Source organism: Lujinxingia vulgaris, from assembly GCF_007997015.1.
GTDB classification, from domain to species: Bacteria; Myxococcota_A; Bradymonadia; order Bradymonadales; family Bradymonadaceae; genus Lujinxingia; species Lujinxingia vulgaris.
Window position 1 is genome coordinate 63,086 of sequence record NZ_VOSM01000005.1, and the last position, 13,206, is coordinate 76,291.

9 protein-coding genes are annotated in these 13,206 nt (G+C 64.0%); 7 read left to right on the forward strand and 2 right to left on the reverse strand.

The window, feature by feature from the left end; genetic code table 11:
* Nucleotides 1-47: 47 nt before the first annotated feature.
* Entirely contained in the window at nucleotides 48-4,265 is a 4,218-nt protein-coding gene (gene rpoB, locus FRC98_RS11715) for a DNA-directed RNA polymerase subunit beta (protein ID WP_146981621.1), read from the reverse strand.
* A gap of 519 nt (nucleotides 4,266-4,784) precedes the next feature.
* The gene (locus FRC98_RS11720) at nucleotides 4,785-6,185 is read right to left on the reverse strand and encodes an NERD domain-containing protein kinase family protein (RefSeq protein WP_230467528.1); all 1,401 of its coding nucleotides are present in this window, start codon (nucleotides 6,183-6,185) and stop codon (nucleotides 4,785-4,787) included.
* Between the two features lie 192 nt (nucleotides 6,186-6,377).
* Here FRC98_RS11720 and FRC98_RS21520 point away from each other — a divergent pair, with 192 nt between their 5' ends.
* The 7 genes from FRC98_RS21520 (at nucleotide 6,378) to FRC98_RS11750 (ending at nucleotide 13,079) form a co-directional block, all read left to right on the forward strand.
* Nucleotides 6,378-7,034 carry an NAD-dependent epimerase/dehydratase family protein gene (locus FRC98_RS21520; RefSeq protein ID WP_230467529.1) on the forward strand — a complete coding sequence of 219 codons (657 nt, stop codon included), beginning with the start codon at nucleotides 6,378-6,380 and terminating at the stop codon, nucleotides 7,032-7,034.
* A gap of 257 nt (nucleotides 7,035-7,291) precedes the next feature.
* Nucleotides 7,292-7,903, forward strand: coding sequence for a 30S ribosomal protein S4 (rpsD, locus tag FRC98_RS11725; protein ID WP_146981624.1), 612 nt, complete (start codon nucleotides 7,292-7,294; stop codon nucleotides 7,901-7,903).
* Nucleotides 7,904-8,023: 120 nt separating this feature from the next.
* Nucleotides 8,024-8,608 (forward strand): hypothetical protein, encoded by a 585-nt coding sequence (locus FRC98_RS11730; protein ID WP_146981626.1) that lies wholly within the window; start codon nucleotides 8,024-8,026, stop codon nucleotides 8,606-8,608.
* A 6-nt stretch (nucleotides 8,609-8,614) separates the two neighbouring features.
* On the forward strand, nucleotides 8,615-9,724 hold the full coding sequence (locus FRC98_RS11735) for a tRNA-queuosine alpha-mannosyltransferase domain-containing protein (protein ID WP_146981627.1): 1,110 nt from the start codon (nucleotides 8,615-8,617) through the stop codon (nucleotides 9,722-9,724).
* 105 nt (nucleotides 9,725-9,829) lie between these two features.
* Complete coding sequence (locus tag FRC98_RS11740; RefSeq protein ID WP_146981629.1) at nucleotides 9,830-10,621, forward strand: enoyl-CoA hydratase-related protein; 792 nt, start codon at nucleotides 9,830-9,832, stop codon at nucleotides 10,619-10,621.
* Nucleotides 10,621-12,270 carry an amidase gene (locus FRC98_RS11745; protein WP_146981630.1) on the forward strand — a complete coding sequence of 550 codons (1,650 nt, stop codon included), beginning with the start codon at nucleotides 10,621-10,623 and terminating at the stop codon, nucleotides 12,268-12,270. The genes FRC98_RS11740 and FRC98_RS11745 overlap by 1 nt, the downstream gene beginning before the upstream one ends.
* Nucleotides 12,270-13,079 (forward strand): CheR family methyltransferase, encoded by an 810-nt coding sequence (locus FRC98_RS11750; protein ID WP_146981632.1) that lies wholly within the window; start codon nucleotides 12,270-12,272, stop codon nucleotides 13,077-13,079. The genes FRC98_RS11745 and FRC98_RS11750 overlap by 1 nt, the downstream gene beginning before the upstream one ends.
* Nucleotides 13,080-13,206 lie beyond the last annotated feature (127 nt).

The following is a 13,206-nucleotide window of genomic DNA, read 5'->3' on the forward strand; positions in this document are numbered from 1 at the left end:
CGTTGAGCGCCGGGAGCATCGGCTCCCGGCGATCCTGCGCTCGGCACTTACGCCACGTCTTCGAGAAGCTCGACGTTAAGGCAGAGCGAGTGGAGCTCTTTGATCAACACGTTGAAGCTCTCCGGCAGACCCGGATCCAGCGAGAAGTCACCCTTGACGATCGACTCGTAGATGCGCGTACGACCCTGCACATCATCGCTCTTCACCGTCAGGAATTCCTGCAGGGTGTAGGCGGCGCCGTAAGCCTCAATGGCCCAGACCTCCATCTCACCCAGGCGCTGACCACCGAACTGCGCCTTACCACCGAGCGGCTGCTGGGTCACAAGGCTGTAGGGCCCGATCGAGCGAGCGTGAATCTTATCGTCAACAAGGTGGTGCAGCTTGAGCACGTACATCACGCCGACGGTCACCGGGCTATCAAACGCCTCACCGGTGCGTCCGTCGTAGAGGATGGACTGACCGCTGATATCTAGGTCAGCCAGCTCAAGCATCTCGCGGATCTCGCTCTCCGGCGCCCCGTCAAAGACCGGCGTCGCCATGTGCACGCCGCCCTTCATCGAGCGGGCAAACTCAAGCAAGTTCTCGTCATCAACATCGTTGATGATCTGGCGAGTCTCCTCGTCTTTGAACGCGCTCAGAAGGTACTCGCGCAGGTTCTCCGGCTTCTGCATCTCCTCGAGCATCTCGGTGATGCGCACGCCCAACCCGCGAGCGGCCCAGCCCAGGTGCGTCTCAAGGATCTGACCGATGTTCATACGGCTGGGAACACCCAGCGGGTTGAGCACCACGTCGACCGGCGTGCCGTCTTCCAGGAAGGGGAGGTCCTCTTCGGGGAGGATGCGGCTGATAACACCCTTGTTACCGTGGCGACCGGCCATCTTATCGCCGACCTGAAGCTTGCGCTTCACCGCCACGTACACCTTGACCATCTTGATGACGCCCGGGGGCAGATCGTCGCCCTTACGCGCCTTGGCGATCTTGTCGCCGTAGTTGGTGCGGATGACGAGGATCTGGTCTTCGACGTCGCCCAGGATCTGCATGAGCTTCGAGGAGGTATCCTCATCGATGTCGAAGTCGGCCCAGTAGCGGCGCGGAACTTCGTTGAGCACCTTCTCGGTGAGCTTGGTGCCACCCTTAACCAGCACCTGGCGCGACTCGTCGACCAGATCGCTGCGGGTCTTCTTGCCGCCGAGGATGTCGCGCATCTTGCGATACGCCGCGTCGCGGAGGATGCGGATCTCGTCGTTCTGATCCTTGAGCAGCTTGGCCTCTTCGGCGTCTTCAATCGCGATGGTGCGCTCATCCTTCTCAGCGCCTTCGCGGTAGAAGACCTGCGCACCGATCACGGTACCCGAGGTGCCCGGGGGCATGCGCAGCGAGGTGTCGCGGACGTCACCGGCCTTCTCACCGAAGATCGCGCGAAGCAGCTTCTCTTCCGGCGAGAGCTGCGACTCACCCTTGGGCGTGATCTTACCGACGAGGATGTCGTCAGCGGTCACTTCCGCGCCGATGCGAATGATGCCGGCCTCATCGAGATCGGCCAGCGCCTCTTCACCCACGTTGGGGATGTCGCGGGTGATCTCTTCGGGCCCGAGCTTGGTGTCACGCGCAGTGGCCTCGTACTCCTCGATGTGCAGCGAGGTGAACCAGTCTTCTTTGACCAGGCGCTCGCTGAGCAGGATGGAGTCCTCGAAGTTGAACCCGTTCCAGGGCATGAAGGCGACGACGCAGTTCTGCCCCAGGGCCAGCTCCCCACGCTCGGTGGAGGGGCCGTCGGCCAGGATCTCGCCAGCCTCAACGCGGTCACCCACATCGACCAGCGGACGCTGGTTAAAGCAGGTGCCCTGGTTGGAGCGGGTGAACTTGAGCAGGTTGTAGATGTCCGGCTTCACAAAGAGCTGATCACCGGTGTCATCGGGACGCACCACGATGCGGTCGGCGCCGCAGCTCTCCACCACACCGGCGTGCTTGGCCACGATGGTGATGCCGGAGTCGCGCGCCACGGTCCCCTCAATGCCGGTACCGACCAGCGGAGAGCGCGAGCGCATCAGCGGTACCGCCTGACGCTGCATGTTCGAGCCCATCAGCGCGCGGTTGGCGTCATCGTTTTCCAGGAAAGGAATCAGACCGGCGCCCACACTCACAAGCTGGTTGGGCGAGACGTCCATCAGCGTGACCCGATCCGGCGTCACAAAGGTCGGCTCACCGGCATCACGCACAGCGACCTGGTCGTTGACGAAGCTGCCGTCGTCATTGAGCTCGGCGTTGGCCTGAGCGATGACGTTATTCTCTTCCTCAAGCGCCGAGTAATAACGCACGTCGGTCGTGGCTTTGCCGTCGACCACCTTGCGGTAAGGCGTCTCCACGAAGCCGTACTTGTTGATGCGTGCGTAGGTCGAGAGCGACGCGATAAGTCCAATGTTCGGACCTTCCGGCGTCTCAATCGGGCAAATTCGGCCGTAGTGGGTAACGTGAACGTCGCGCACTTCGAAGCCGGCGCGGTCGCGGGTCAGACCGCCCGGTCCCAGGGCGGAGAGACGACGCTTGTGCGTGACCTCCGAGAGCGGGTTGTTCTGGTCCATGAACTGCGAGAGCTGGCTGGAGCCGAAGTACTCCTTGATCACCGCGCTCACCGGCTTGGCGTTGATCAGGTCGTCGGGCATCAGCGTCTCAATGTCCTGCGAGATGCTCATGCGCTCTTTGATGCCGCGCTCCATACGCACCAGACCGATGCGGTACTGGTTCTCCAGCAGCTCGCCGACCGTACGCACGCGACGGTTACCGAGGTGGTCGATGTCATCGACGGTCCCGCGGCCGTTACGCAGCTCAATGAGGTAGCGCATCGTCTCGAGGATATCCTCTTCACGAAGCGTCTGAATGCGCCAACGATCCAGCTCCTCGGTGACCTCGGCCAGCTCGGCCTCGGCCTCTTCGCGGGCCTTTTTGCTCGACGCCGACTCGATCTTCTCCAGCAGCGCCTTCTCGCGCTCCTCAAGCGGCACCACGATCTCGCGGTGGAACTTGTAGTTGAGCTTCAGACGACCCACGTCCGAGAGGTCGTAGCGCTCCGGGTTGAAGAAGAGGTTGTCGAAGAGGTTCTGCGCCTGCTCCTGGGTGGGGGGATCGCCGGGGCGAAGACGCTGGTAGATCTCGAGGATCGCGTCTTCGGCGTTGGTGATCTTGTCCACCAGCAGCGTGTTGCGCAGGTAGGGGCCGACGTTGACGTTGTCGATGAAGAGCACGTTGATCGACTCAATGCCACGCGTCAAAAGCTCTTCGAGCTTGGCCTCGGTGAGCTCTTCGTTGCACTCCACCAGGATCTCGCCGGTCTCCATGTCGAAGATATCTTCGGCGGCGACCTTGCCGAGCACCTCTTCCAGCGCGATCGGGATACGCGTCAGGCCGGCCTTGGAGATGCGGCGCGTGGAGCCACGCGTGAACTTCTTGCCCTTCTTGACGAGGACGTTGCCCTCCTCGTCGACCACGTCGCGCGAGGCGACCTGACCCGGCAGAAGATCGAGGTTGACCGTCTTGAAGAAGTTGGTCCCCTCCAAAAAGATCTGCTCGGTGTCGTAGTAGTAGTTGAGCAGCTCTTCGGTGGAGTAGCCCAGCGCGCGCAGCAGCACGGTGGCCGGCATCTTGCGCTTGCGGTCGATGCGCACGTGCACGATGTCCTTGGCGTCGAACTCAAAGTCGAGCCAGGAGCCGCGGTAAGGGATCACACGCGCCGAGTAGAGGAACTTACCCGAGGAGTGGCTCTTGCCCTTATCGTGATCGAAGAAGGAGCCCGGCGAGCGGTGCAGCTGGCTGACGATAACCCGCTCGGTGCCGTTGATGATGAACGTGCCTTTCTCGGTCATCAGGGGGATGTCGCCGAAGAAGACCTCTTTCTCTTTGACGTCGCGGATGCTGCGCGTCTCGGTGTCTTCATCCACATCCCAGACGACCAGGCGGATCACCACCTTGACCGGCGCCGCATAGGTCATGCCGCGCGCGATGCACTCGTCGATGTCGTACTTGGGCTTCTCGAGGTTGTAGCTGATAAACTCCAGAGTCGAGGTCTCGTTGAAGTCCTTGATCGGGAAGACGCTTTTGAAGACGCCCTGCAGACCGGTGTCGGTGCGCTCTTCGTGAGGCACGTCGGTCTGAAGGAAATCGTCGTAGGAGCGCCGCTGCACTGCGATCAAATTCGGAATGTCGACAATCTTCTTAATCGAACCGTAGTCTTTGCGGACCCGGAAGTTCGACTTGATCGTTAGACCCATCGTCTCTCCTTGGAGTGCTGCCAGAATAGCGATCCACCGCCTCGCAGACCTCATCGGCCCCGAGAAGCGCTAAAACGCGCTCGGGTTGCCCTTTGAGTTCCGCAGGACGGTGACATCAATTGCCTGCCTGAAATGTCCAATTCCCGCCTCGGCGAACTCACTCGCCATAAGCGGGTCGCGGTTCACCGCGCCCTACCTCATCCAACCTGTTCTTTTGCGTACAAAAAAGGCTCCGCCTTCGTCGAGATCCAGCTCTTTATGGGTGCCGGGTGTACGCTGGGAGCTCTCGATGGGGAACCTTCTTATCACGTGTACCGCCGCTGGCGTGTTGGAGGCCGAGCGGGGTGTGCATTTATCTGTGTCCAACCCTTTAAGCCCCGGGCCACCTTCTACGGGGCGACCCATGCCGCACGGACCTCGCGCGGACGCAGGGCGGGTAAGGCGCCGTAGAGTATGAGCGCGCCCAAGGGGTGTCAAGAACAAATGAAGGATTCTGTCAAGGGAAATTTCCCCCTCGCCCTACCCCTGGCCTGGCTCAATCCCGTCAAGCGCCCGCGCGACCGCCTCCAGGCTGGCGACGCGCTCATCAGCGCTGGACCGAATCATCTCGCCGATCGCCTCGGCCAGCTGTGGCCAGATGATCGCCTGACGGCGTTTTGACCAGATCTCATCGATCTGCAGGAGATCGCCCATCCCCTCAAAAAGGCGCTCCAGCGTCATCAGCTCATAGAGGATCGCGCCGAGCGAGAAGATATCCACCCGATGATCGTAAGGCTCGCCCATCCACAGCTCCGGCGCGCGATAGCCCTCGGTGCCGATGCTGTTGAGATCGTCGGAGATGGAATCAAGCTGCTGGACCCGCGCAAAATCAAAGTCGGCGATCTTAAAGGGCACGCGCGCTCCGCCGCGGGTCATGTAGAACACCCCCGGATGCAGGTTGCGGTGAATGATGCCGGCCTGGTGAATGCTCTTCACCGCCTCCACCAGCTCACAGGCGAGCTTAAGGCGCCGCGCCAACTTCCAGCCGTGTTCGCGGGCGCGCTCCAGATACGTGCCCAGCGTCTTGGAGCCGACATATTCGCTGATCATATAAAAGATCAGCTCATCATCTTTATCGCGCACCATATCGTAGGAGCGCGCCACATACGGGTTATCATCGAGCACCGAGAGCGCCTCGGTGTCGCGCACCGCGCGCGCAAGCTCGGCCTGCTGGCGCTCGGCGTCGCCGAGAAGATCCATGGTGTAGGCTTTGATGCGCACCTTGCCGCGGCTCTTCACGTAGCGATGTTGGCCCAAAAACTCCCGCCAGTGGCGATGGCCGACCTCAAGCTCCTCCTCGATCTCATACGCCTCAATGGTCACCTGATCTTTGAGGGCGTTGGCCTCTGGCACAATCGCTTCGACCACTGCCCGATGCAGCGCTGCGTCGCGAAGCGGCCCCGGGCCGTGCTTATGCAGAAGCTCGAGGTCGACGAAGTAGCCGTAGATCTCATCGGGCTGCACTACATGGCGGCGCTGCTCCTCGGGGAGCTCCAGCCCTTCGACCTGTCGGGGAAAGAGCACCACCGGCGCACAGAAGATCGCGGGGTCGAAGCCCTCGGTGCGCCCCGCCACAAACTGGCGCAGCGCCTTGGTCTTGCGCTCCAGATGCGTCAGCGGGTTGTCCAGCGTCGTCCAGGGCGTCGTCCAGCGGCGGGCGTCGCCTGTGATGGGGCCGCTCCACCCTTTGATCTCGACCGCGTAGATGCCGTGCTCGCCAATGACCACCGCGTCGAACTCCAGTGAGTTTCGGCGGCCCTTGAGCCGAAGATCGAAGTTGCCGATCACCACATAGTGATCCGGGAGCAAGTCACGCAGAAGTCGGATTCCCTCGGTCTCGGCGTCGTTGGCCGGAGCGCCAATCGGGATATAAGTTGCCATACGCAGATGTTCGTGTGTGGGGTATCTCGTAGCCCGACGCGGGTGCCGGGCGGCTGGTTCGCAGGTCCCCTCAGCGCGAAAACGCTTTACTTGATCGGGGAGGTAGAGTTTGCCCCCTGGCCGGGATAAGTCAAAATCCCTTTTTGATCGAATTGAATCGAAACAACACAATAATTGTCCCTCTGGAGCGCGATGGAACCCCTGACACTGCTTATTTTTGGCGTGCAGACCTACCTGGGTCAGGAGGTCGCCCGGCTGGGACGGGCGATCGGCCACCATGTGATCGCGGTGAGCGATGAGGTTGTGCCCCGGCCCCACGCCCCCTGGGTGGCCGGTGTACAGTGGGTGCAGGCCAGCGCGTTTGAGCCCGATCGCTGGGGGGTAACTCAAACACCGCAGGCGGTGATCTATTGCGCCACAACCTTTTTCGATGACGCCCGCGGTCGCCTGGAGCGCCACAACGTCGAGGGGGTACGGGGGCTTATCGGAGCGGGGAGCCTGGCCAAAAGCCGCATCGTCTACCGATCGGCCGCCCTCACCCCGCTCGTTCCCTCCTTTTATGTTCAGAGCACCCGCCGCGCCGAGGCGCTGCTCGCAGAGCATCACCCCGATCACGTCAGCCTGCGCCTTCCGCTGATCTACGGCAGCGATCGCCCCGACAGCGTGCTCGGCGCGGCGATCGTCGGGCTCGCCGCCAGCCTGCGACCGAAGATATACGCGCCGCCGATGCGGGTCGAAACAGCCGCCATCGCCTTATTGCGCGCGGCTCTGGAGCCCGAACACCAGGGGGTGCTCCTCGCCACGGAGGTCGCCACGCTCGGCGACGCCATGTACGCCCAGACACGCTGATCGGGCGCGGCGCGACGCTTTGACTTGCGCCCGGGGCAGCTTTATGCAAAAAGCCCCAACCGCAAGGCCCCTCTCACGCTCTGGTCTTGCATTCGAGCGGCGCCGACCCTATGGTATGCGCCCTTTGCTGCCGATTCGAGCAGCGCGTGGCTGGCTCGACGCACCTATAAAGCATCACACCCCTTTGGATGGGTCGCTCAAGCGTCATCACGACGCCGACCCAAAAAACGTCAACGCACCCGTGGATAGAATCAACTATGGCTCGTTATACTGGACCGCGCCTTCGTATCGCCCGTCGCCTCGGCACTGACCTGCCGGGCCTGACCCGTAAGCTTGCTGACCGCCGCCCCTACCCGCCGGGACAACACGGCCAGGGCCGCCAGCGTTTCAGCGAGTTCAAGAAGCAGCTCTATGAGAAGCAGAAGCTGCGCTACAACTACGGCCTGAGCGAAGGTCAGCTTCGTAACCTCTTTGTGGAAGCGCAGCGCTCCAAAGACCCGGCCGGCCTTGTGCTGCTGCGTCTTCTTGAGCAGCGCCTCGACAACGTGGTCTTCCGCCTTGGTCTTGCCCCGACCATCCCGGCTGCTCGCCAGCTGGTCGTCCACGGTCACGTGGTCGTCGACGGCAAGAAGGTTGACCGCCCCAGCTACCGCGTTGAGCCCGGCCGCGAGATCTCGGTCCGCGCCAAGAGCCGCGACCTGAACATCGTTCAGGAGTCGGTGGCCCAGCCCACCCTGCGTATGCCCGGCTACCTGAGCTTTGACTCCAAGACCCTCACCGGTCGGATGCAGGCGCTGCCCAGCCGCGAAGACATTCCGGTGCAGGTCCAGGAGAACCTGGTCGTCGAGTACTACTCGCCGCGCCTCTGATTCTCGCAGCATCGCGCCCCGCCTCACGGCGGGGCGTTTGTTTTTTGGAAGCACGACCAGGCGCGAGCGCGACCCCGTTTTGGGGACGCCTCGCGTTCTGGCGTTTTTAAGGAGCTGCTCATGCGTTGGATGCCTCTCGGTGGCTTGCTGGCCGCCCTGCTCGTCTTCGCCCCGGTGGCCTGCGGCACAGGTCCCGCCCCCCGCCCTGTCGACCAGCAGGAGCAGCGCAGCGCGGAGGCCACCGCCCGCGCCGCCGGCGAGCGCACCCGCGCAGGCCAGGAGGGTTTGATCTACGCTTCGAGCGAGCGTGGCCCCGATGCTCCGGCGAAGTCGCTCCAGTCGAAGCAAAACGCCGAAGAGGCCACGGCGACCTCCACCTCCGAGCTCCGACTGAGCTTTGACCAGGAGGGCCGGCTCGTGATCGACGGCCAACCCCTCGATCTGAGCTCTGAGGCGGCCGAGGACGCCGGGGCATCCGAAACCACCGGGGACGCCACCGAGGCGATCGACCGCACGGAGAGCCACGATGCGCTGGTCGCCGCGCTCACCGACGCCCTCAATGCCCTGGAGCCGGCCGATCGCCTCCGCATCATCATCACGCCACTGCCGGCGCCGCAGCGCTTCGATCGGCTCTTCGGGGCGCTCGGGCAGGTGCTGGCTGAGGCCACAGTCCCCGTGGAGATTCACCTCACCCCGGCCCCCTGAGCGCGCGTGAAAGTCCTGCTCCTATCGGCGTATCACGCGCACAGCCACGCGCAGTGGGCCCGCGGCCTGGCCGAGAACCTCGAGGGCATCGAGGTGGACATCCGCGCGCTGCCCGCGCGACATTTTCCCTGGCGGGTGCGCGGAAACGCGCTGAGTTTCGCGACCGATCCCTCCTTTGATGCGGCTGAATACGAGGCGTTGCTGGTCACCTCGATGGTCGATCTGGCCACGCTGCGCGGCCTGCGCCCCGAGCTCTGCCGGCTTCCCACGGCGGTCTACTTTCACGAAAACCAGGCCGTCTACCCGCTTAAAGAGAGCCGCGATCGCGCCCACTACATCATCACCAACCTGTATACGGCGATGGCCGCCGACCGCGTGATCTTCAACTCCCCCTTCAACCAGCGCACCTTCTTTGAGGGCACCGAAGCCTTCCTCAAGAAGATGCCCGACGGCGTGCCCCCCGGCGCCCTCGACGCGCTGAGAGCACGCGCGCAGGTGCTTCCCGTGCCCCTGCCCGACGCCCTCTTCGATCCTCCCGAAGACGTTGAGGCTCCGGCCTCTGAGCGCGATCCTCATCGCCCTCTGCGCCTGGTGTGGAACCACCGCTGGGAGCACGACAAAGATCCGCGCGCCTTCTTCGAGGCTCTCTTTGCCCTCGACGCACAGGGCGTGGACTTTCGCCTGGTCGTGCTCGGCCCGCGCTTTCGCAACGCCCCCCCGATCTTCGCTCAAGCCCGCCAACGGCTCGCCCACCGCATCGACCACTTCGGCTACGCCGAGACCCGTGCCGACTACCTGAACTGGCTTCGCCGCGGCGATATCGTCGTGTCGACGGCCCGTCAGGAGTTTCAGGGCCTGGCCGTGATGGAGGCCGTCGCCCTGGGATGTCGCCCTCTTTTGCCGGCGCGCCTGGCCTACCCGGACTTTTTTGATGCGCGCTGGCTCTACTCCTCCCACGATGGGCACGAGGCCCAGGTTCAGGCGCTTACAGGCGCGCTGGAGCCTCTTCTGCGCGACCCCGCCGGCGTGCGTGCTTTATCGCCACCCGATCTTTCAAGCTTGCGCTGGGAGCGACAAAAGTGGGAATACTCTCAATTGTTAAATTCTCTTAGCTAACTTTCTTTGCAGCCAGTCGTGCGCATTATTGTGCCACTTTGCAAATGGACTCTGTGCCGCCGGCCTTCTCCGCGCGGCTTTCTTCCCTCTGACTTCAGGTCTGCCATGTCGGATGTGCTCTACGCTGTTGATGGATCGATCGCCCGCATCACGCTTAACCGCCCCGAGGCGCGCAACGCCTTCTCCGACGCCATGATCAAGGGCATCACCGAGAGCCTTGATGAGGCCGAGTTCGACCCCGAGGTGCGCGTCGTGGTGATCCGTGGCGAGGGCTCGGCGTTTTGTGCGGGCGGCGATTTGAAGGCGATGCGCGAGCATAGCGGGATGTTCTCGGGTGACCCGGTGGAACTTCGCCAGCGCTACCTGCGCGGGATGCAGACCCTGCCGCGGCGCTTCGACAGCTTTGAGAAACCCACCATCGCCCAGATCAACGGCGCGGCCATCGGCGCCGGGCTGGGCCTGGCGTTGATGTGCGATCTTCGGGTGAGCGCCGAGCGCGCCAAATTCGGCTCGACCTTCGCGAAGGTCGGGCTCATCCCGGGCGACGGGGGTGCCTACCTGCTCACACGCACCGTCGGCTTTAGCAAAGCGCTGGAGCTGATCCTCACCGCGCGCGTCATCGACGCCGAGGCTGCGCTCAAGATCGACATGGTCCACGAGGTTGTCGCCGACGACCAACTTCAGAGCCGCGTCGACGCGCTCGCCAGTGAGATCGCCGCTCTGCCGCCCAAGGCGGTGCGCATGGCCAAGACCGCCCTCTACCGCAGCGTCAATCGCGACCTGGAGAGCGCCCTGCACATCACCGCCGCCCTTCAGGGGCTGATCCAGAGCACCCAGGAACACGAAGATGCCGTCGAGACGCTTCTCAACAGCATCCACAGCCGCAAGGAGTCGTAATGCGCCTGACCGGACCCGCGCTCACGCTCGCCAGACGCGCCGCCGAGACCCCGGCCGGCGCGCTCCTGCTGCGTCGCCAGGCGCTGAGCGACTTCGGCATCGACCGCCTCCTCGATCTTCCGCCTGGCGAGCGCGGCCCGCTGCGTTTTGACCCGCAACCGCTGCACCCTACTCGCAAACGCGGCTGGCAGGATCAGGGGCTCGGCGCGCCCACCAGCGCCCCGGGGCGCATCACCGCTGCGATGCTTCGCGACGCTTTTCAAGCCGGCACCACCTCTCCCGTAGAGGTGCTTCAGGCCATCCAGCATCAGCTCGGCTCCCGGCGACTGGGCCGCGCCGCACACTCCCCCTTCGTCTGCACCGACTTTGAGCGTGCAACCGAAGCCGCCCGCGCCAGCCAGGAGCGCTGGGCACGTGGCGAGCCCCTGGGCGCGCTCGACGGCATCCCGCTGCCTGTCAAAGATCAGGTGGAGATGGAGGGTTTGCCGCTGCGCTGCGGCACCCGCTATTTCAGCGAAGTCGCCCGACGCGATGCTTTTGTGGTGGAGGCGCTGCGTCTGGAAGGTGCGCTCCTCTACGGTCGCACCCACACCACCGAGTGGGGCATGAACCCCTCGGGTTTCTCGCCACACTTTGCGATGCCCCGCAACGTCTACAGCTCCCAGCATGGCGCCGGGGGCTCATCGACCGGCTCGGCGGTCGCCGTCGCTCTGGGGCTTGCGCCGGTGGCGCTGGGCTCCGACGGCGGCGGCTCTATCCGCATTCCCTCGGCGCTCAACGGACTTGTCGGCATCAAACCGACCTTCGGTCGTATCAGCCGCAGCGGCGACGCCTTCGGCGCGGGCACCGTCTCCTCGATGGGCCCGCTGGGCCAGTCCACTGCCGATCTCGTCGACTTCTTGAGCACCGCCTGCGCCCCCGATCCCCGCGATCCGGCAAGCCGCTGGGCGCCGCATAACCCGGAGCGCGCCTCACAGTGGCGCGCCGCTCTGGGGCGCGGCGTGCGCGGCTGCCGCATCGGCTACATCCCCGAAGAGATCGACGCGCTCGATCCCGCTCTTCAGCAACCCACCCTCGAGGCACTCCGCAGCTTCGCCGCCGAAGGGGCGACCCTGGTCGAGGTCGACTTCCCGCTGGCCGCCCACGCCCTGGCCATCGGCGTGCTCGCCATCGGCCTGGAGACCCTGGCCAACCTCGCTGACCACCTCATCATGCACCCCGATGACTTCTCAGAAGAGGTGCGCGTGATGATGGCCTCACTGCGCACCATCACCACCGACGAGTTCTTCGCCGCGCAGCGCACCCGCGAACTTCTCAAAGAACGCCTGCGCGATCTTCTCGACGACATCGATCTGCTGGCGCTTCCCACCACGCGCACCACCGCACTCCCCTACGACCTGAGCCTCACCGGCGCTGAACTTCTCGACGATCAGGGCACTCGCGATATGTGCCGCTTTACCTTCATGGCCAACATCAGCGGGCTTCCCGCCGGCAACCTGCCCATCGGCCGACATAAGGAGCTGCCCTTCGGCCTGCAGTTTGTCGGCGCGGCCTTCGATGAGGCCTCCGTCATCGCCGCGCTGGCCCACGGTGAGCGCATGGGCTTAAACCACCTCCCCGCTCCCACCGACTACCTGAAGCTTATCTGATGCATACCCTGCGCATTGGAACCGACATCCTGGGCAAGATCATCACCCGCGCCGCAACTATCACTGGCGAGTATCTGGCCCCCTACCGCACCGAACACTTCCGCGACGCCGTGGAGCGGCGGCTGCGCGCGCTGGATTTATCTTCGTACGAGGCCTACCTCACTCACCTGGAGCGTGACGAAGACGAAGCCTACGCCATGCTCAACGAGGCCTTTGTCGGCGTGACCGGCTTCTTCCGGGATGCGCAGGCCTTCGACGCACTCTCCGAACACCTGACGCGTCGATTCTGCCAGCATCCATCGCCGCTGCGCGCCTACGTTGCCGCCTGCTCCACCGGTCAGGAGGCGCTCTCCATCTTCATTCTGCTGGAGCGGCTGCGCCAGGCGATGGGCCTCCCAGAGCCCGCTCCCCTGGTCGCCACCGACATCAACCCCCACGCCATTGAGACCGCTTGCGAAGGCGTCTACACCGCCGACCAGCTCCGCGGCCTCTCCTCCTCCTTGCGCCATCAATTCTTCGAGCCTCATCCCCGGGGATGTCGTCTGCTTCCGCGCTACCGTCGCCGCATCCGCTATCAGGTCAGCGACGTCCTCCGCGAACGTCCGCCGGGGCGCTTCGAGCTGATCTGCTGCCGCAACCTTCTTATCTACCTTCAACCTCGCGCGCAGCTGCACCTCTTAAACAGCCTTCATAACGCGCTGCGCCCCGGCGGGCTGCTCTTTCTGGGAGCCTATGAGTCGGCCGCGCCGCTGCCCGCGCTCTTTGCGCTCGTCGACGCCGACCACAGCATCTACGCCCGCCGCCCTTAAGCCCTTCGTCAGCGTAAGGAGGGATGCTAACACGGTTGCACATCAACGTTTTCTGTCATAATCTGGGGTCACTCATTAATAAGCGCCGTCTGTACCGCGTCGACTCTCGTGGCGGGGAGCGTCCACC